The organism is Janthinobacterium aestuarii (assembly GCF_046113285.1).
Classification (GTDB): Bacteria; Pseudomonadota; Gammaproteobacteria; order Burkholderiales; family Burkholderiaceae_D; genus Janthinobacterium.
The window spans coordinates 417,352-437,804 of record NZ_CP142524.1 but is presented as its reverse complement, the minus strand read 5'-3'; the positions used below and the strand labels follow the sequence as shown (position 1 = coordinate 437,804).

At 63.8% G+C, this 20,453-nt stretch carries 14 protein-coding genes; 1 reads left to right on the top strand and 13 read right to left on the bottom strand.

From position 1 onward, the window contains the following. Positions 1 to 27 precede the first annotated feature (27 nt). The 5 genes from OX462_RS01885 to OX462_RS01865 all read right to left on the bottom strand — a co-directional run bounded on the left by OX462_RS01885 (position 28) and on the right by OX462_RS01865 (position 7,072). Entirely contained in the window at positions 28 to 1,500 is a 1,473-nt protein-coding gene (locus OX462_RS01885) for an amino acid permease (protein ID WP_083287022.1), read from the bottom strand. A 449-nt stretch (positions 1,501 to 1,949) separates the two neighbouring features. After that, positions 1,950 to 3,380: an amino acid permease gene (locus OX462_RS01880; RefSeq protein ID WP_409027645.1), complete on the bottom strand. Its 1,431-nt coding sequence runs from the start codon at positions 3,378 to 3,380 to the stop codon at positions 1,950 to 1,952. 129 nt (positions 3,381 to 3,509) lie between these two features. Next, on the bottom strand, positions 3,510 to 3,968 hold the full coding sequence (locus OX462_RS01875; RefSeq protein WP_058048365.1) for a RidA family protein: 459 nt from the start codon (positions 3,966 to 3,968) through the stop codon (positions 3,510 to 3,512). Positions 3,969 to 4,222: 254 nt separating this feature from the next. Then, a complete protein-coding gene (locus OX462_RS01870; protein ID WP_409027644.1) occupies positions 4,223 to 5,806 on the bottom strand; it encodes an ABC-F family ATP-binding cassette domain-containing protein in 1,584 nt (527 codons plus the stop codon). Between the two features lie 153 nt (positions 5,807 to 5,959). Beyond that, positions 5,960 to 7,072: an NADH:flavin oxidoreductase/NADH oxidase gene (locus tag OX462_RS01865; protein WP_409027643.1), complete on the bottom strand. Its 1,113-nt coding sequence runs from the start codon at positions 7,070 to 7,072 to the stop codon at positions 5,960 to 5,962. Between the two features lie 161 nt (positions 7,073 to 7,233). On the opposite strand from OX462_RS01865, the gene OX462_RS01860 reads away from it, so the two are divergent. Then, positions 7,234 to 7,803 (top strand): glycine zipper 2TM domain-containing protein, encoded by a 570-nt coding sequence (locus OX462_RS01860; RefSeq protein WP_121670636.1) that lies wholly within the window; start codon positions 7,234 to 7,236, stop codon positions 7,801 to 7,803. A gap of 6 nt (positions 7,804 to 7,809) precedes the next feature. Here OX462_RS01860 and OX462_RS01855 read toward each other — a convergent pair whose 3' ends face one another. The 8 genes from OX462_RS01855 to OX462_RS01820 all read right to left on the bottom strand — a co-directional run bounded on the left by OX462_RS01855 (position 7,810) and on the right by OX462_RS01820 (position 20,363). Continuing rightward, entirely contained in the window at positions 7,810 to 8,319 is a 510-nt protein-coding gene (locus OX462_RS01855; RefSeq protein ID WP_046684523.1) for a DUF1993 domain-containing protein, read from the bottom strand. 99 nt (positions 8,320 to 8,418) lie between these two features. Then, complete coding sequence (locus OX462_RS01850; RefSeq protein ID WP_409027642.1) at positions 8,419 to 9,393, bottom strand: DUF2167 domain-containing protein; 975 nt, start codon at positions 9,391 to 9,393, stop codon at positions 8,419 to 8,421. A 145-nt stretch (positions 9,394 to 9,538) separates the two neighbouring features. Further along, a complete protein-coding gene (locus OX462_RS01845) occupies positions 9,539 to 10,564 on the bottom strand; it encodes a succinylglutamate desuccinylase (RefSeq protein ID WP_409027641.1) in 1,026 nt (341 codons plus the stop codon). Beyond that, positions 10,564 to 15,291 carry an NAD-glutamate dehydrogenase domain-containing protein gene (locus tag OX462_RS01840; RefSeq protein WP_409027640.1) on the bottom strand — a complete coding sequence of 1,576 codons (4,728 nt, stop codon included), beginning with the start codon at positions 15,289 to 15,291 and terminating at the stop codon, positions 10,564 to 10,566. The genes OX462_RS01845 and OX462_RS01840 overlap by 1 nt, the downstream gene beginning before the upstream one ends. A gap of 150 nt (positions 15,292 to 15,441) precedes the next feature. Continuing rightward, entirely contained in the window at positions 15,442 to 16,782 is a 1,341-nt protein-coding gene (gene astB / locus OX462_RS01835; RefSeq protein WP_070220666.1) for an N-succinylarginine dihydrolase, read from the bottom strand. A 9-nt stretch (positions 16,783 to 16,791) separates the two neighbouring features. Next, on the bottom strand, positions 16,792 to 18,273 hold the full coding sequence (astD, locus tag OX462_RS01830; RefSeq protein WP_070220668.1) for a succinylglutamate-semialdehyde dehydrogenase: 1,482 nt from the start codon (positions 18,271 to 18,273) through the stop codon (positions 16,792 to 16,794). Then, positions 18,266 to 19,318, bottom strand: coding sequence for an arginine N-succinyltransferase (gene astA / locus OX462_RS01825; RefSeq protein ID WP_409027639.1), 1,053 nt, complete (start codon positions 19,316 to 19,318; stop codon positions 18,266 to 18,268). The genes astD and astA overlap by 8 nt, the downstream gene beginning before the upstream one ends. Before the next feature lie 13 nt (positions 19,319 to 19,331). Next, positions 19,332 to 20,363 carry an arginine N-succinyltransferase gene (locus OX462_RS01820; protein WP_070220671.1) on the bottom strand — a complete coding sequence of 344 codons (1,032 nt, stop codon included), beginning with the start codon at positions 20,361 to 20,363 and terminating at the stop codon, positions 19,332 to 19,334. Positions 20,364 to 20,453 lie beyond the last annotated feature (90 nt).

Below are 20,453 nucleotides of genomic sequence, written 5' to 3'. Positions count from 1 at the left end.
CGGCGGTTTTGGATGGAACAGGCTGCATCAGCGGGCCTTCTTGCCCAGGTGCGAATGGCGCATGCTGTACAGGAAATAAATGGCCACCGTGACCGCCATCCACACGCTGAACACGACAAACGTGGTATGCGGCAAATCGCGCATGATGTACAGGCAAGCCAGTACGCTCAGGCCCGGAATCACGTACGGCCCGAACGGCACGCTGAAGCCTTCGATGCGGTTCGCGCCCTGCTTGTGGCGCAGTACGGGCACGGCGATCGAGACCACCATGAACGCTGTCAGGGTGCCGATGCTGACCATGTCCCACAAATAGGTCGCATCGACGGAACCGGCCACCAGAGCCACCACCAGGCAGACGATGATGGTATTGCTGACCGGCACCAGGGTGCGCGGGTGGATCTTCTGAAACGATTTCGGGATCAGACCGTCGCGGCTGACGGCAAACAGGATGCGCGTCTGGCCGTAGATCGTCACCAGGGTTACGCTGAAGACGGAAATGACGGCACCGGCCGACAGCACCAGCGCGGGCCAGGTCTTGCCCGTCACGTTTTGCAGGATCACCGCCAGGCCCGCTTCCTGGCCTTCGAACAATTTCGCCTGTTGCGCACCGAGGGCGGCCACGGCGACCAGCAAATAAAACACGGTAACGATCAGCAAGCCATACAGGATGCCGCGCGGCACATTGCGCTTGGGATCTTTCACTTCATCGCCCGCCGTCGCCACCGTATCGAGGCCGATGAAGGAGAAGAAGACGGTGCCGGCAGCAGCGGTGACGCCCGTCATGCCGGCAAAGCCCTTGCTATTGTCGGTATTAAAGAACGGTACGAAGTTGTCGGCATTAAAACCGGAAAAGGCAATGGCAATGAAGAACACGAGGATAGACAGCTTGATGATGACCATGATGGCGTTCATCAGCGCCGATTCCTTGGCGCCGCGCAGCAGCAAAAAGCCGCACATGCAGATCAAAAAGATGGGCGGCAGGTTGATGTGGCCAGAGTGAAACTCCATGCCATGCGGGCCGGAAACGATCATCGGCGTGCGCAGCATCTCGGGAATATGCCAGCCAAACGCGTTTTCCAGGAAGTTATTCAGGTAGGACGACCAGCCGATGGCCACGGCACTGCCCGCCAAGCCGTATTCGAGCAGCAGACAGGCGGCCATGATGAAGGCAAGAAACTCACCCACGGTGGCGTAGGCAAACGAATACGAGGAGCCGGAGGCGGGGATGCGGAACGACAATTCCGCATAGCACAAGGCCGTCAAGCCGGCCGTGATGGCGGCGATCAGGAAGGACAGGACGACCGAGGGGCCCGCCTTGGGCACGGCTTCGACCATGGTAAAGAAGATGCCCGTGCCGATGGTGGCGCCGACGCCGATCATGGTGAGGGAAAACAGGCCGATGGAGCGGCTCAAGCCGCTGCTGCTGAGGCCTTCACCATATTCGACCGTGGTATCGATCGGCTTGGTGCGGCAGAGTTTCTGGACCAGGGTTTGGCTCACTAGACTTCCTTTATGAGGCATACGTATTTTCGTACGACGGGTAAAAACAAATAGCGCTCCGGCCTTGAGTAACCCCCAATAAATTCTTGTGTTTTCTAGCTTCCATAAGTGGCGCGCTGCTGCGTTACCCATCGCTAGCAGTGCTCGCACTGCGTCGCGCCGGGCGCCTTGCATCACATCCACTTCTGTTTGCTATAAATTCACAATAATTTCCTGGCGATTACTTACCTGGCAAAAAACCGGAAAGATCGCGTCCATTTTCAAAACTAAGCGATTATAGGGCTTTCACCGGCTCAGCTAAACAGAACTTTGATGTAAGGAAACAACGCCAGGCGTGCGCCGCGAAACGCGCATGGACGCTAGCGGGGCCTGGGATTGTCAATATGAAATAAAAAGCGCGCCGCTGCGGGGGCAGGGGCGCGCTTCTGGCTCAGCTCAACGACGCTGGCTTACTTCTTGATGTGTGGCGCATCGGCCGCTGGCCAACCCGCTTCGTAGCCTTGCGGCACGTCATCGCGCTTGTCCTTGGGCGCCAGGCCCAGCGCGTAGTACAGCACCGTCAGCAGGATCAGCCAGGCCGGTCCCACCATCAGGGCGATGCGCGTATCGGGGAAATACGCCATCAGGCCGATCACCAGCGCCAGGAACGCCAGCGAAATCCAGGAACCATACGGCGCGAACGGCATGCGGAAGGCCAGGTTCTTGATTTCCAGCGGCGTCAAGGTCTTGCGGAACTGGATCTGCGTGACCAGGATCACGCCCCAGGTCCAGACGGCGCCGAAGGTGGAGATCGAAGTGACCCAGATAAACACTTTTTCCGGCACCATGTAGTTCAACAGCACGCCCAGCAACAGCGCCACGACGGACACGAGGATGGCGCGGCGCGGCACGCCGCTGGCCGTCGTTTCCGCAAACGCCTTCGGGGCCTGGCCTTGCAGCGCCAGGTTGTACAGCATGCGGCCCGTGCTGAAGATACCGCCATTGCACGACGACAAGGCTGCCGTCAGCACGACGAAGTTGATGATGCCGGCGGCCGTTTTGATGCCCAGGCGTTCGAACGTCATGACGAAGGGACTGCCGGTGGTGCCGATTTCATTCCATGGGTAGATCGACAGGATGACGAACAGCGCGCCGACATAGAAAATCAGGATGCGCCAGAACACCGAATTGATGGCGTCGGGAATCGATTTCTTCGGGTTTGCCGCTTCGCCGGCCGTCAGGCCGATCATTTCCACGCCCAGGTAGGCAAACATCACCATCTGCAAGGACATCAGCACGCCTTGCGCGCCATTCGGGAAGAAGCCGCCATGCGTCCACAGGTTCGAGATGCCGATGGCCACGCCGCCGTTGCCGAGACCGAAGACGATCATGCCCGTGCCGCCGACAATCATCAGGATGATGGTGACGACCTTGATCAGGGCGAACCAGAATTCGAACTCGCCGTAGGCTTTCACGGCCAGCAGGTTGATGGCGCCCATGGAACCGAGGGCCGCCAGGGCCCAGATCCAGCGCGGCACGTCGGGGAACCAGATGCCCATGTAAATGGCGACGGCGGTAATTTCCGCCACACACGTGACCAGCCACAGGAACCAGTAGTTCCAGCCCGTCATATAGCCTTGCAGGGGGCCCAGGTAATCCTGGGCATAGCGGCTGAAGGAACCGGCAACCGGGTTGTGCACGGCCATTTCGCCCAGCGCGCGCATGATCATGAAGATGACCGCGCCACCGATGATGTACGACAGCATGATGCCGGGACCGGCCATCTTGATGGCGTTGCCGGAACCCAAAAACAGGCCCACGCCAATCGCGGCGCCCAGCGCCATCAGGCGGATTTGCCGCTCGCCCAGGCCGCGGTGCAAGCCTTGTTCACTCGTTTTCATTACGTGTCTCCGTTTTTTTCTTGAATACACCGATCCCTCCACCCCAATGGCGGTTCCGCTCTTGCTGGAAAGGAGGAAAGGGCTAGCCGGCGGCAATCGCCGGCATGCTCATGTGTTCAGGCTACTGCGTCAGGCCAGTTCGGCGATCAGCTCGATCTCGACGCAAGCACCCAGCGGGATTTGCGCCACGCCAAAGGCGGAGCGGGCGTGCTTGCCGCTATCGCCGAAGACTTCGACGAACAGTTCCGAGGCGCCATTGGTCACCAGGTGCTGTTCCGTGAATTCGGAGGTGGAATTGACCAGGCTCATGACCTTGACGATGCGCTTGACCTTGTTCAAGTCGCCGCCGCATGCATCTTGCAGGGTGGCGATCAGTTCGATGGCGATGCCGCGCGCAGCGATCTTGCCTTCTTCCGTGGTGACGTCCTTGCCCAGTTGGCCAACCCAGACCTTGCCATCCTTCTTGGCCAGGTGGCCGGACAGGAAGACGGTGTTGCCCGTGCGGGCATGCATCACGTAGGCGGCAGCTGGGGCGGCGACGACTGGCAATTCAATGTTGAGGGCTTTGATTTTTTCGTAAAACGACATGCTATTTCTCCAAGAAAACAATATAAGCGAAACCAAAATTCATGCACGGCAGGGCACGCAGGATGACGCCCTGGCAGCGCGGTAGTGACCGACAACAGTGCCAGATTAAACGTCATCATATTGGTGAACCAGCAGTTTTAGTTCACAAATAGGCCCGGTTATTCAGTGGATTATACCGACAATCAAACAAAATTCAGCATCGGTTCATGAAGCATGCTCTACAGGCATCGAGCGTGACTTTTTTCATTAAATTGTCACTTGTGCAATGTCAAGCCCTCGGGGTCAAGATTTATTGCCTCCAAAAATGCCTGGTCGTGCGAAACCACAAGTAACGCCCCCTGGTATTGCAGCAGCATCTGCTCCAGCGCCTGCAGGCTGACCAGGTCCAGATGATTGTCCGGTTCGTCGAGCAGCAGCAGTTGCGGCGGCGCCTGCGCATACAGCTCGGCCACCAGCGCCACCTTCATGCGCTCGCCGCCGCTGAGCAAACGGCTGGGCATGGTGGCGCGCGCGCCGGCAATGCCCAGCAGCGCCAGCCGCGTGCGCAGCTCGCCTTCCGGCAAGATGCTGTTGCGTGCCTGCAAGCGTTGCACGGCGCTACACTCGCCGTCTTGCAATCCCGCATGCTGGTCCAGCCAGGCCACCTGCGCATGGCAGCGCGGCTCGCCGCTGGCGGGCGCCAGTTGTCCGGCGATCACGCGCAGCAGAGTCGACTTGCCGCTGCCATTGTCGCCCGTCACAGCCAGGCGGCGCGGCCCGGCCAGCACCAGGTTGATCGCGCGCGCCTGGCCATGCGGCAAGATCAGCTCGCGCAGCCCCAGGATCAGCTTGCCGTTCGGCACGGCGCTCTCGGGCGCCAGCAGCAGCCGTTCGGCCTCGGGCGCACAGCGGGCGCTGGCATCCATCACGCGCTGCTGGCGCGCCTGCTGCGCCTCTTGCGCTCGCACGCGCAGCTTGCCCTGGCTATCCTGGCTTTTCTCCTTTTTCGCGTCGAGCAGCAGCTTGCTCTGGTTGCCTTCGCGCCCTTCCTTCTCGCCGCGTCCGACTCGGCGCTGCTGGCGCTCGGCGTGCTGCTGCGCTTCACGCTGCTCGCGTCGGGCACCAGCCTTTTCCGCCTGCAGGGCCGCAGCAAAACCGGCCTGTTCCAGCGCGCGCTGCTGCGCATACAGCGCGTAATTGCCGCCATAGCTGCGCAAGCCCTGCGGCGACAGCTCGGCGATTGCATCGACGTGCTCGAGCAAGCCGCGGTCATGGCTGATCAGCAGCAAGCCGCCCGGCCAGCGAGCCATCTGCGCCACCAGGCGGGCGCGTTGATGTGCGTCAAGGTGGTTGCTCGGTTCATCGAGCACCAGCCAGTCCGCCTGCGACAGCCAGGCGCCCTGCAGGGCGATGCGCTGGCGCTCGCCGCCGCTCAGGGTACTCGTTGGCGTATCGGCATCGACATGGCGCAAATCGAGCGCATCGAGCGCCTGGCGCAATCGGGCCTGGGCATCCCAGCGTTCGCCCACCAGGGCATAGTCGGCTTCGTCGACGCTGCCGGCGGCGATGCGCGCCAGCGCGGCCAGCAAGTCGTCCATGCCGGCCAGCGCCGCCACCGTGCGATAGCGGTCCGGATCGAGCTCCTGCGCCACGTAATGCACGCTGCCGTCACAACGCACGGCGCCAGAAGACGGCTGCGTCCGGCCTGCCAGCAGGCGCGCGAGCACGCTCTTGCCCACGCCGTTATCGCCGACGAGGCCGATACGTTGCGGGGCAAAAGAAAATTGCAGATCGGAAAACAGGGCGCGGCCATCGGGCAGCACAAAGGAAAGACGGTCGAGTTGTAGTAATGCGGGCATGGATACTCCTTGAGCAAGGCTGGCGAACCCGCGCGGCGCAATGGCGCGCTGGCGGGATGGGCGAGGCCGTGCACAGCACGGCAGTATCAATGGCGCATGTCGAAGCGTCCTGGAGAAATGGGAAAGAAGCGTCAGTGTAGCAGACGAGACACGTTAGCGCTGGCCCAGAGTCGTGTCGCCGAACAGGTTCTTGAACTCACGCGGCTGCGAGCGCCAGTACTGCGGCGGCGCCGACACTTGCGCGCCCAGCTGGGCCGCCGCATGCCAGGGCCAGCGGGGATCGAACAGAATGGCGCGCGCCAGCGCCACCATATCGGACTGGCCATTGGCGATGATGTCTTCGGCCTGCTGCGCTTCCGTAATCAAACCCACGCTGATTGTCGGCAAGCCGCTGTCGCGCTTGATGCGTTCGGCAAACGCCACCTGGTAGCCGGGTCCCACGGGAATCTGCTGCTGCGGCGAAATGCCGCCGCTGGAGACATGGATGAAATCGGCGCCCAACTGCTTGAGTTCCTGCGCGAAACGCACGCTTTGTTCGATTTCCCAGCCGCCCTCGACCCAATCGGTGGCGGAAAGGCGCACGCCCACGGCCATGCTGGCCGGCACGGCGGCGCGCACGGCTTCATAGACTTCCAGCGGAAAGCGCATGCGGTTGTCCAGGCTGCCGCCATACGCATCGCTGCGCTGGTTGGACAGGGGCGACAGGAATTGGTGCAGCAGATAGCCGTGCGCCGCATGCAATTCGATGCCCTCGATGCCGAGCGCATGCACGCGCTGGGCCGCGGCGACAAACGCTCCCTTGATTTGCAGCAAGCCCATCTCGTCGAGGGCGAGCGGCACGGTTTCACCCGGCGCGTGGGCGATGGCCGACGGCGCCACCGTTTGCCAGCCGCCGTCGGCCAGATGCACGCAGGTGCCGCCCTGCCATGGCGCACGGCTCGATGCCTTGCGTCCCGCATGGCCCAGCTGCACCACCAGCGGGATCGGCGCGTGGCGGCGGATCGCCTGCACCACCTTGGCCAGCGCCGTTTGATTCGCGTCCGACCACAGGCCCAGGTCGTCGGCCGAGATACGTCCCTCGGGCGAGACGGCCGTCGCTTCCGTCATCAGCAGCCCCGCGCCGGACAGGGCCAAATGGCCCAGGTGGATCATGTGCCAGTCGGTGGCGTTGCCGTTGTCGGCCGAGTACTGGCACATGGGCGCAATGGCGATGCGGTTGGCCACGTGCAGCGGCCCCAATGCAAACGGCGTGAATAGCTGGCTCATGGCGGACTTTCGGAAAAGGGGAAGCACCGATTCTACTGTGCTTTGGAAAGTGCGGCTTACACCTGCTTACGTTTGATACAGCGCAAGGGCTAGCCTTGGGCAGGCGGGGCCGCTAATCTGGACACATCAACAACACCCGCAATACCACTCCAGGAGAACACATGAACACGACGACTACCGCCAGCCGCATCCACCCCTTGATGGCCGGCGCCGCCATTTCCGTGACGGTCCTGTGCCTGGTGGGCGCGGCGTCCATCGCCGGCATCCTGCCCAATTCGCGGGCGAATGTACCTGCCGTACGTGCCGACGTGGCCGCCATGACGCCGGCGAACGCCGCTGCGCTGGCAGCGCCCGCGACTGCTCCCGTAACCGCACCGCTGGCCGCTCCCGTGGTGGCGCAAGCTGCTCCGGCACCAGCCCCGGCCCCCGTCGTGCACAAGCGCGTCGTGCACCACACGCAAGTGGCGCAGGCCCGTCCTGCCTACCGTGACAACAATGACGGCTACCGCGACACGGCCTACCGCGAACCGGTCCGCCAGCCGCAACCGGTGCCTGCGCCCGCCCAGCCCAACTACGTGGGCATCGGCACGGGCGCCGTCATCGGCGGCTTGATCGGCAATCAGGTCGGTGGCGGCCGCGGCAAGGCGCTGGCGACGGTGGCTGGCGTGATCGGCGGCGGCATGCTGGGCAATGCGGTGCAAAACCAGGTTCAGCAGCAACCGCAGCAATAATCAGTCTCAGTCGTACGGGCCAAGATAATCGAGCTTGCCCACGGCCACGCCATTGTTGCGCAGGATGGCGTGGACCATGGAGACGTGGAAATAGAAATTCGGCAAGGCAAAGCTGAGCAGGTAATCGTCGCCCGAGAATTTTGTCCCCTCGTCCGTCCAGTTCAGCACCACTTCCTTCTGCGCGCTGCCCGCCATCTGGCCCGCATTGACGCTGTCGATATAGGCGATGGTGTTGGCGATGCGTTCCTGTAACTGCTCGAACGACGCTTCATTATCCTCGAACTTCGGCGCCGGCACGCCGCTCAGGCGCTCGACCGACATCTTCGACGTATCGCTGGCGCGCTGCACCTGCGCCGTCAGGTCCAGCATGTCGGGCGCCAGCTGCGCGCCCAGCAAAATCTCGGGCACGATGCCGTCTTCCTCGACATGCGCTTGCGCTTTTTCCAGCAGGGCCGAGACGACCCGCAAGCCGCGGATGAAGACGGGGATGGTTGCCTGATACATGGACACGGACATGACTGACTCCTGATAGTGAACGATGAGTCAGTGTACCCGAGGCGCTGTTTTCGGACAGGGCGCGCATGTGCGCCGGCGCACCGAGCGGCTCAGTTCATCCTACTTTTCCAGATTTACCTTGCCATCGGGCGCATGACCGGGCTGTTCCGCAGGTTCCGGCTGCGGTGCTGGCTGCGGCTGCAGCTTGTCCTTGCGCTTGCCGCCGAAAAACTTGACGATGGCCGCACCGGCGCCGACCACGGCCAGGATCAGCACTTTCTTGAAGGCCAGCAGCAGCGCCAGCAGTTTGCCGAACAGGCCCAGCTTGCTGGCCACGCCACCGGCCACCAGCGCCGCCAGGCCGTATTCCGCTACCTTGTCCGTTTTGCTGTCGAAATCCGTGTAGCGGTTACCGTCGGTAAATTCCGTGAACGCCGTCACTTGCTGCATCTCTTTCTTGATCGCTTCGATTTGCTGCATGCTGGCAATCGCATTCAGGTTCAGTACGCCTTCGCGCCCCAGCACGCGCACGTTGTAGTTCAGCGAGTGTTCGCCGCCATCGACCATCAAATCCTTGGCCCAGTACAGCTTGTGCGTATCCTTGGCATAGCTGGGTTTTTCCGCCCAGCCCATCAAATGGATGCCCGGATAACCCTGCTTCTTGCGCTCCGCATTGTTTTCCAGCACGGATGCCTGCATATCCTTGAGCAATTCGTCGTATTTGATGCTGTCCGCATCGTCATCCTTGATGTGCCCTTCCTTTTCATACGTGACGATCACGCCCCAGCTATCGCGCTCGAGCACGCTGGTCTTGGCGGGCACGATCATGCCCAGCGATTCCATGCCCGGTGGATTACCCCAGGCATCGACCAGCACGCGCTCGGCGTCCGTCGGCGACAAATAACGGAAGTTGGCGGGCAAATCCAGGGTGGCGATGCCGCCCGGCAAGGTGATCTTGCCGCGCTGCAGGTGCAGCTGGGCAAGGAATTGCTCGGCCGTCATTTCCGGTGCGGCCGCCTTCTCATCGGCAGGGGCGGCAGCCGTGAGGCCGGAGAGGGTCAGGCACAGCAAGGCTGTCAGCAGGCGTTTCAACATGATTGGTCCAAAAAATTGCAAAGGGTAAATATTTTAAACCAATCAATTGCTTAATGGATAATTATTTCTGTGCGGCATTTTTTATGAAAAAAGCGCCAGGCGGGTTTCCCCGGCTGGCGCCAAATGCTGTGTGAGGACTGGACGATCAAGCCACGCGCACCACCATCAAACCGGCGCGCAAGCCCACGCGCACATCGGGATTCGGGAACACCACCAGCTCTTCCGCGTGCTGCACCGTGTAGACGTGGTCGCCATCGCTGGCGATCACGGCGTGCTGCGGCAGGGAGGTGAAATTCTGCGTGCCGCGATCGAAGGCCATGCGGAACTCCTCGCTGTGCTTGATGATTTCCTGCGCCACCTTGAACACGTGCGGTTGCGCCTTGACGGGCTGCGCAGGCAGGCCGCGCAACAGGCCGTCCAGCGCCCGCGACACATCGTCGAACAGCGATAAATCGTTCTGCCCCAGGGTGCCCACGCGGCCCAGTTCCACCGTGCTGGCGGCCGCGCCGCAATGCTCGGCCGAATAATAACTGTAGGTGCCGGCCGACTGCGGGTTCATGATGATGGCGCCGATGGCCGCCTGGCCCAGCCAATCGATCAGGTGCGCCTTGGCGTCTTCGGCCACCAGGTCCGGCACGATGGCAAACGTGGGGTACACGGAAGGCCGGATGGCCGTGTGCAAATCCAGGTGCCAGCGTGCGGGACCGGCCGCGTCAAAGAACGCTTTGGTCGCGGCGATCATTTCATCGGCGCGCGCGCTTTCCGCCGCTTGCGCCAGGCTGCCCCGCACGGGGCGAAACATGCGATTGAGGTCGGCGTCGATGAAACGCTTGCCGGCCCGGATCGCGTCGACATTGCCCACGCAGACGAGCAAATCGACGGCCAGCTGCGACGCATCGCGCGACAGGGCGTCGAGCAGATGCGCGAGCACTTCGATCGGCCCCGTCTCGTCGCCATGCACGCCCACCGAGACGGCCACGCTGGCGCGGCCTGCTCCCGGTTTGACCACTTGCAGCATGCCGGGCGCCGGCAAGGCCACCGTGAAACCGGCGTCGGCGAACAGCTGGGCCACACCGCTGAAATCGGCCTGCGCCAGCGCCTGCACGGCCGGCGGCAAGCCGCCAGCGCCCTGTACTACCTGGGTTACTACTTGCGTTGCTTCTTGCGTCATTACACCGCCGCTTCCGCTGGGGTTTTTACCGTGATTTTATTCACAGCTTCCGACAAGGTCCACACGTCCAGCATGGCTTGCTCCAGTTCCGTCGCCGCCACATAGGCCGACAGGCCCAGCGCGCCCGTCACCGCATCGACGGCCTGGCCTGCATTGCCTTGCTCGGCACGCGCCAGCACCTGCGTCAGCAGACGCTGTTGCGTGCGGCGCAGGGCTTGCTGCGCGTAGTTGCGCAACTGTTCCTGCGACTTGCCTTGCGCGGCCAGCTTCAGGCCACGCTCCAGGGTGTCGATGCCCGCCTGGCTGCGCAGAGCAAGGCCCACTTGCAGGAACGCGGCCAGGTCCATCGAGGCAGGACGCGGCACGGACAGGGCCGGGAACAGGAAGCCGGCGACGACGTCCAGCGCTTCGACCGCATCCCACGCTTGCACGAAGGCCGGCGTCAAGCCCGGCACCAGCGCCGCTTCCGACTTGATGCCGACGGCTTTGAGCAGCTCGCGCTTCGATTCCGCGCCGAATAAACGCGTGAGTTCGGCCAGTCCGGCGCCGCGCAATTGCTCGGCCGGCACGGACAGCACGCCGGCGATCATCGTTTGCTGCAGCACGCGCGTTTGCGCGTCGACCTTGATCGACACGTCGCGCGGCACCGTCAGGGCATCCGCGTCGAGCGCGTCGAACACGGGCGCCAGGTTCAGCGCCACCCATGCCTGGCCCCAGGCCAGGATCACGGCCGACTCGGCCACGCCGTGTTCCGCCGCCAGGTTGCGGATCATCAGCGGGCCGCAGCGGTTGATCACTTCATTGGCCAGCACGGTCGCCAGGATGGCGTTGGCCAGCGGGTGGTCGAGCGCCGAACGGGTTGCCACCAGCAAGGATGGGAAGTAGGGTTTGAGCACCGGCTCGGCCCACGTTTCGTCCGTCAGCGGCAGGGCGGACAGAATGCGCTTGAAACGGTTCTTCACGTTGGCGATCACCACCGCCAGTTCCGGCGTGGTCAGGCCCCGGCCATCGGCCTTGCGACGCGCCAGTTCGGCCACCGACGGCAGTTGCTCCAGTTCGCGCGACAGGGCGCCTTCTTCTTCCAGGCTGGCGATCAGGGCGGCATAGCCATCCTGCACGGCGCTCTCGCCTTGCGCCTGCAATTCGCGCACCAGCAAATGCGTCTGCTGCGTGTTGTCGCGCAAGACAAGGCGCTCGACGTCGTCCGTCATCGCATACAGCTCGCGGTTGCGTTCCGCTTCCGTCAGCTTGCCTGCGTTGACTTCCACGTCCAGCCAGATTTTCACGTTCACTTCATGGTCCGAGCAATCGACGCCGGCCGAATTGTCGATCGCATCGGTGAAGATGCGTCCGCCCGCCAGCGCGAACTCGATGCGGCCCGCTTGCGTCGCACCGAGGTTGCCGCCTTCGGCCACGACCTTGACACGCAGCTCGTTGCCATTGACGCGGATATGGTCATTCGCGCGGTCCTTCACCTGTGCGTGCGTCTCGGTCGAGGCCTTGATGTAGGTGCCGATGCCGCCGTTGTAGAACAGGTCCACCGGGGATTTCAGGATGCGGTGCATCAGTTCTTCCGGCGCCAGCGAGGTCTCGGCGATATCGAGCGCGGCGCGGATCTGCGGCGACAGTTCGATCGTGCGGGCGGAACGCGGATACACGCCGCCGCCTGCCGAGATCAAGTCCTTGTTGTAGTCGTCCCACGACGAGCGCGGCAAGGCGAACAGGCGCGCGCGTTCCTCGAACGAGACGGCGACGTCCGGTGTCGGGTCGAGGAAGATATGACGGTGGTCGAATGCGGCCACCAGTTTCAGCTGGCGCGACAACAATACGCCGTTGCCGAACACGTCGCCCGACATGTCGCCCACGCCGACCATGGTGATCGGGGTGGTGTTCAGGTCGTGGTCCATTTCATAGAAGTGGCGCTTCACGGCTTCGAATGCGCCCTTGGCCGTGATGCCCAGTTTCTTGTGGTCGTAGCCGTTCGAGCCGCCCGAGGCGAACGCGTCGCCGAGCCAGAAACCGCGCTGCACGGCGATGCCGTTGGCAATGTCCGAGAACGTGGCCGTGCCCTTGTCGGCAGCGACCACCAGGTACGGGTCGGCGTCGTCGAAGCAGACGGTATCGACTGGCGGGACGATATTGCCCAGCGAACGGTTGTCCGTCACTTCCAGCAGGCTGGAAATGAACAGGCGGTAGACGGCTTCGCCTTCGGCCGCGATGGTTTCGCGCACGGCGTCCTTCGGCATCATCTTGCAGACAAAACCGCCCTTCGCGCCGGCCGGCACGATGACGGCGTTCTTGACCATCTGCGCCTTGACGAGGCCCAGCACTTCGGTGCGGTAGTCTTCCATGCGGTCGGACCAGCGCAAGCCGCCGCGGGCGACAGGGCCGCCGCGCAGGTGCACGCCTTCGAAGCGGCGCGAGAACACAAAGATCTCGCGGTAAGGACGCGGTTCCGGCACCAGCGCCAGGCTGCTGGTGTCGAACTTGAAGATGATCTTGTCGCCTTGTTGGTTGTTCTGGAAGTAGCTGGTGCGCAGGGTGGCTGCCATCAGGTCGGCCAGCGCGCCGAGGATTTCCTCTGTATCGGCATGGTTCACGGATGGCAGGCCCGCCTTGATGGCGGCGATTGCCTCCAGGGCGGCCGCGTGCTGCGCATCGGACAGCGCTGGGTCGAAGCGCTGCAGGAAGGCTTCGACCAGGGCTTTGACCTGGGCCGGCTGTTTGCGCAGGCTCTCGGCGATGTAGCGCACCGAGAAGCGGCTGCCCGTCTGGCGCCAGTAGCTGGTGTAGGCGCGCACCAGCTGCACTTCGCGCGTCGACAAGCCGCCTTCGATGACGAGGCCATTCAGGCGGCCATCTTCGGCCGTGTCGTTGAACAGGGCGGCAAACAGTTCCTGCGCCACGGCGACGACGGATGGCTGCGCCAGTTTCGCCGCGCTGGCGGCATCGACCGTCAGGCTGGTGACGAAATAGCGCGTGCCGTCGGACAGCGAAACCGAATACGCCTGTTCGCGGTCGATGGCCACGCCCGCATTGTGCAGTGCCGGCAGGATGGTCGACAGCGGCGGCACCTTGTTGGCCGAGTACAGGCGAATCGTGGTCACAAAGCCCGTCTCGATGCGCACCGCCACGTGCGCCGGATCGGTATTGCGCAGGATGGTGTCGAGGTCGCGGAAGGCGACGGCCGGCGCGGTGGCGGCCACGTAATCGAGCGGTAACGTGGCGCAGAGTTTGCGCAGGCTGGTGCGCAGGGCCACGTCGGGCACGGCGTCGGCCACGGCGGCAAAGCCGTTATGCCAGCCATCGAGCACGCCCAGCAGCGGCTGTTCGATATCCGTTTCCAGGTCCAGCGGGTAGCGCGCGGCGTGGGCGATCAGGTAGACGCGCGCCAGCGGGCCGTCGGCCACCAGGGTCTGCGTGCTCACGTGCGTGGCGCCGGAACTGGCTTGCAGGGCTTTTGCCAGGCTCGATGCGACGCTGGCGCTGTAGCGCTCGCGCGGCAGGTAGACCAGCACGTTCAGGTGGCGCGCGTACACGTCGCGGCGCGCGAAGACCTTGGTGCGCGGCTGCTTGTACAGCGAAACGACGGAACCGCACACTTGCGCCAGCCAGTCGAGGTCCGCTTCCAGCGCTTCCGTGCGCGGCAGGGATTCGAGGATTTCGCGGAATTTCTCGGCACGGAAGCCTTGCTGGCGCACGCCGGCCAGGCTCAGTACCTTGGCCACGCGGCCGCGCGCAAATGGCAGCGCCGCCAGCGGGGTGGAATTGCCGGCGCGGGTGAACAGGCCGACGAAGCAATGCTCGCCCAGGATCGCGCCTTGCGCATCCATGTCGCGCACGCCGATGAAGTCGAGCTGCTGGTCGCGGTGCAAAGTGCCCGCCACGTCGGCCTTGACGATGGACAGCGCCGAGTCGCGCTTGGCCAGGGTGTCGAAGTCGCCCGGGATATTCGCCAGGCAGGTGCCGTAGACCGGATGCGCCGTATCCTGCAGCACGCCGATACGGCTCGGGATGTCGCGTTCCAGTTCGCGCACGCCCGGCTTGACGCGGTAGTAGGCATAGCCGAACACTTCAAAGCCGCCGCTGCGCGCCCATTCCAGGAAGGCGGCCACTTCCGCGCCCTCTTCGCCATGCTGCGCTGCAGCCGTGGCGACGGCGGCCAGGCGCTCGCTCATGGCGGCGGCATCGCGGCGCACGACGGCAGCGTCACGCGCGACCGTTTCCAGGGCGGCGACCAGCGCGGCCAGGGCTTCCGGCGCCAGCTCTTCGTCGAGCAGCACCAGCACATACGATTCGAGCGGATCGCCCGGCTGGCGCACCGCTTCGACGCTGCCATCAAGAGCGCGGCGCACGGGCAGAACGGTGTTCATCACGCCGCGCACGGCCAGGTGCTGGCGGCGCATGGCCATGACGATGGAGTCGACCAGGTAAGGCATGTCTTCGTTCAGGATCAGCAAGGCGCTCGCCATGCCGCCACGGCCATCCGCGTAACGCAGGGTGGCGATTTGACAGCCGCTGCCGGTGCGCTTGGCCGCTTGCGTGAAGCCGTCGACCAGCACGGGCGCCAGGCTGCCGGGCGCGATGTCGGCCAGGTCTTCGGCGTCGAGCGAGTCGAGCCATGCCTGCACCAGCTGCACGACAGGCGCTGCCGCCTTGCCCGCATTGCCAGCCGCGTTAATCAGCTCCAGCGTTTGTGTACGCAAATCTTGTGGCGTGTGATTCATCTTGCATCTCCATTACGGTAATGTGAATGTCCAACGCTGTCGTTCGGGCTTGTGGCTGGGCGGCAGCGGTGTCAAGAGACGGGGGTCGCCCGTCCAATTCTGTGCTACGGATAGTCTGTCTCGGATTTTTTCTGTGTGTTTTTCTATCGCCTACAAGTCGTACAATCCAGGTAAGTTGAGGATGATCGTCAATTCTTCAAGCGCCGCGTGCACTTCCAGCGCCAGCTGCGGGTCGGCCAGGTCGCCCGGCTCCAGATGGTCGCGGTAGTGCTTTTCCACCCACTGCACCAGCCGATGGTACAGCGTTTCCGTCATGATCACGCCCTGGTGCATGGCGCGCGCCTCGGTTTGCGTCAGGGCCACGCGCAAACGCAGGCAGGCGGGCCCGCCGCCGTTGCGCATGCTCTGGCGCAGGTCGAAATGGATCAGTTCATCGATCGGTCCACCGCTCGCCACCAGGCCTTCCAGGTAGCGCGACACGGCGCGGTTTTCCTGGCATTCCTGCGGGATCACCAGCGCCATCTTGCCGCCCTCTTTCGTCAGCAACTGGCTGTTAAACAGATAGCTGGTCACCGCATCCTGGATCGGTACCTGCCCCGTGTCCACGCGCAAGGCTTGCAGTTCCGCCCCCGTGGCGGCAACGGCACGGCGCAGCTGCGACAGGCTTTCCTCTTCATCGGCAAACGCCTGTTCGTGATAGAACAGCACATTGCCATTGCCGACGGCGATGACGTCGTTATGGAACACGCCCTGGTCGATCACTTCCGGATTCTGCTGCACGTACACGGTGCGCTTCGCGTCGAGGCCGTGCAATCGCGCCACGGCTTGCGACGCTTCCAGGGTCTGGCGTGCCGGATAGCGCTTCGGCGACGGCGCGGAAGGATCGAACTCCACGCGACCATACACGAACAATTCAACGGACGGCGCGCCGTGGTTCGCGCCCAAACGCGTGTGGTTGGCCGCGCCCTCGTCGCCGAAGGCGGGCGTCGACGGTAGCGCGTCGTGCACGGCGAAGTGCTGCTCGTCGCTGAAAATGGCGCGCAGGCTGCGCGCCGACTGCGCGTGCTCGAAGGCGCGATGCAGCTTGTTATTCAGGTTGGCGGCCGTGAAATGCACGCGGCCATCGTGCGTGTCCGCCGACGGGCTGACCGTGGCGGCGTTCGCCGTCCACATGGGCGAGGCGGAGTACGCGCAGGCCAGGATGACGGGCGACTCCTGGTAGGCGCGCGCCAGCACCTCGGCGTCCGTGCCCGTGAAACCGATGGAGCGCAGCAGGCGGAAATTGGGCCGGTCCTGCGGCGGCAGCAAGGCTTGCGCAAAGCCGCGCGCGGCCAGCGCACGCATCTTGGCCAGGCCCTGCAAGGCGGCCTGCTTCGGATTCGAGGCGCTTTTCACATTGCTGAACGAGGCCACGTTGCCGAACGAGAGTCCGGCATAGTTATGCGATGGCCCGACCAGGCCGTCAAAATTGTATTCGCGCGTGCTGTGCATGGGATTTCCTTAAAAATTCAGGCCGGGCGACAGCTTCGCCGGCAGTTCCAATACGCTGTTCTCGATCGACGCGACCGGATAGGCGCAGTAATCGGCCGCGTAATAGGCGCTCGGACGATGGTTGCCCGACTTGCCGATGCCGCCGAACGGCGCCGTGCTGGCCGCGCCCGTGGTGGGACGGTTCCAGTTGATGATGCCGGCGCGCGCGCGCGTCTGGAAGGTTTGCCACAGGGCCGCATCGTCGGACAGGAGCGCCGCAGCCAGGCCGAATTCGGTGGCGTTGGCAACCTTCAGGGCCGCATCGAAATCGGCCACGCGGATCACCTGCAGCAGCGGGCCGAACCATTCCTCGTCGGGGATGCCGACGGCAGCGGTGACGTCGACGATGCCGGCCGTGACAAAGCCCGCCTCGGGATTCAACTGGCGCATCTGCAGCAGGGCCGTGCCGCCCTTGGCCACCATGTCGGCCTGCGCCTGCACCAGGCGCGCGGCCACGGCACTGGACACCACTGGACCCATGAACGGCTGCGGCTGCGCATCGGACGCGCCGATGCCCAATTTCGCCGCCACTTCCACCAGGCGCGCCACGAAGGCAACACCGGCGGCATTATCCTGCACCACCAGGCGGCGCGCACAGGTGCAGCGCTGGCCGGCCGAGACAAAGGCGGAGAAGATCACGTGGTGCACGGCGGCGTCCACGTCCTTCACGTCCCATACGACCAGGGCGTTGTTGCCGCCCATTTCCAGCGCCAGCATCTTGCCCGGCTGGCCGCCGAACTGGCGGTGCAGGCTGATGCCCGTCTGGCAGGAACCCGTAAACAGTACGCCGTCGAGCAAGGCATTCGCGCCCAGCGCCACACCTGTGTCGCGTCCGCCGTTGACGAGGTTGACGACGCCGTCCGGCAAGCCTGCCTGCTGCCACAGCTGCACGGTTTTGATGGCCGTGCGCGGCGCATATTCGCTGGGCTTGAAGACGATGGTGTTACCGGCGATCAGGGCTGGCACGATGTGGCCGTTCGGCAGGTGGCCCGGGAAGTTATACGGACCGAAGACGCCGAACACGCCATGCGGACGGTGGCGCAGCACGGCGTCGCCGTCGGCGATCCTGCTTTGCGTGATGCCCGTGCGCGCGTGGTACGACTGCACCGAGATATCGATCTTGTTGGCCATGGTGGCCACTTCCGTGCGCGACTCCCACAGCGGTTTACCCACTTCTTCCGAGATCAAGAGCGCCAGCGCTTCCGCATGTTCCTTGAGCAGCTCGCGAAAGCGCACGCAGATGGCGATGCGTTCGTCGACGGGCGTATCGGCCCATGCTTCAAAGGCGGCGCGGGCGGCCTGGCAAGCTTGCCCGACTTCTTTTTCCGTCGCTTCCAGGCTGGCCCAGGTCTGCTTGCCGTTCGACGGATCGATGGTAACTAGTTCGCGGCCCGTGCCCGGCAGCCAGGCGCCGTTGATGAAGTTCGATTGCGTGGTATTCACATTAGACATGGGGATGCTTCCTCGGGTTGAGTGACAAGGTGCGCACGGTATCGCCTTGATGGCAGCGCAGCAGATGCAGTTCATCGTCGTCCAGCGCGAGCTTGCCGCTGTGCGGATTGGCGCTGGTGACGATCATGCGGAAATCTTTCAGGTCGGTGTTCGACACCAGGTAAGGTTCAGCCTGGGCGGCGTCGCCGCACGCTTCCGGCGCAGCCCCGGCGTCGAGCACAGCCGGCATGCTGTCGCGCATGGCGCGCAGTTCGGAGACGCGCGCCTGCAGCACGGGACCGGCGTCGAAAATGTCGACATAGCCCTCGAAGTGCAAGCCTTCCTGTTCCAGCAAACGGCGCGCGGGCGCCGTGCTCAGATGCACCTTGCCGATGACTTCCTGCGCCTCGTCGGGCAAGTAGGCCACGTACATGGGCTGGCGCGGCATCAGTTCGGCGATGAACGATTTCTTGCCCAGGCTCGTCAGGTCGTCGACGTGGTGGAAATCCATCTTGAAGAAGTGGCGGCCCAGGCCCTCATAAAACGGCGAGCTGCCGTCCGGCGCCTGGTAGCCGCGCATCTCCGCGATCAGCTTTTCCGTGAACAGGTGCGGGAACTGGGCGATGAACAAAAAGCGGCTTTTCGACAGCAGCTTGCCGTTGTTCCCGCTGCGGTAGTCCGGGTGCAAAAACAGCGAGCACAGTTCCGTGCTGCCCGTCAGGTCGTTCGACAGGTACAGCGTTTCCATGCGCGTAAACACGTCGAGCTCGCGGCTGGAATGGACCAGGGTGCCGATGCGGTAGTTATAGAACGGTTCGTCCAGGCCCACGGCGCCCTTGATGGCGCATACGCCGGCCAGGCGGCCCGTGTCCGTATCCTCCATGACGAACATGTAGTCGCGCTTTTCGGGCGCGATGGTTTCGGCGAACGAGGCGCAGGCAATCGCCAGGCGGTCGCCCAGCATTTTCATGTCCGGCTTGAGGGTGGTCATGCCCGTGCCGACCTGGCTGGCCAGGCCATACAGGGCATCGAGGTCATTGGCGTTGATGGCGCGTACTACTAGCATAAAATTAACTCCCTTAGATACGCACGCAAATGACGCTGTCGCCTTCGGCCACGGCCAGCGCCTCGAGCAGGTCGGCCGGCAAGCCGATGCTGTCCTGCGCTTCGAGCGCATCGCAGGCAAAGGTCACGGCGCGGAAATTGCGCTCGGCGCCGGAGGCGACCGCGTAATTGACTTTCAGGCCCGTGCGGCTGGGCGTGACGCCTGCGACGACGCGGCGCGTGAGCGAGCCCGTAAACGAGCGCAGCGCATGCTTGTGCGCCTGCAGGATCGGGCCACCATCGAAGATGTCGATGTAATCGTCGGCTTCAAAGCCTTCTTCCGTCAGCAGATTGAACGCCAGTTCGCCGCTCGGGTGGATCTGGCCCATGGCCGCCTGCGCGTCGCCGGGCAGCAGCGGCACGTACACGGGGTAGTGCGGCATCAGTTCGACGATCAGGGTGCGGTTGCGTGCACCGCCGATGACTTTTTCGGCATCGAGGAAATCCATCTGGAAGAACTTGCGGCCCAGCGCATCCCAGAACGGCGACTGGCCGTTGGCGTCGGTGATGCCGGCCAGCGGCACGAAGAAGCGGTCGCCGAAGCGGTGCGGCGCCAGCACGGCGAACAGCAGCCGCGCGCGCGACAGCAGGGCCGCTTCCAGGCCCGCCTGCTCCATATTGCGCACAAAGAAGCCGGACAGCTGCGAGTACGCCGTCAACTCGGAACACAGGGTCAGCGCATGCACGCTGTGGCTGATGTTCAGGTCGCGCGAGACTTGCTGGATGACGTCGTTGCGAAAGGAAAAATAGGTGCCGTTCGAGCCGGCCGAGGCGAAGATGGCGGCCGTGCCGGCTATGCTCTTGTCGAGCAGGGATTCAAGCACGAAGAGGTACGACTCTTCGCTGGGGATGTCGACATGGGCGGCAAACGAGGCGATGGAGCGCTCGACGGAGGCGGCGATTTTCTCGCGCGTCTTCGGCAGGGTATGGACACCCGGCATGGTTACCGCGGCCAGCGCTTCGAGGGCTGCAATATCCGCAATTTCTACCGGACGGACAACATACATGGGTACTCCTTCAATGCTGACGATGCTGGGGGCAGAACCAAGCCGGCCCGCAGCAAAGCGGCGGGCCGGTGATCAAACAGGGAGCGAGGC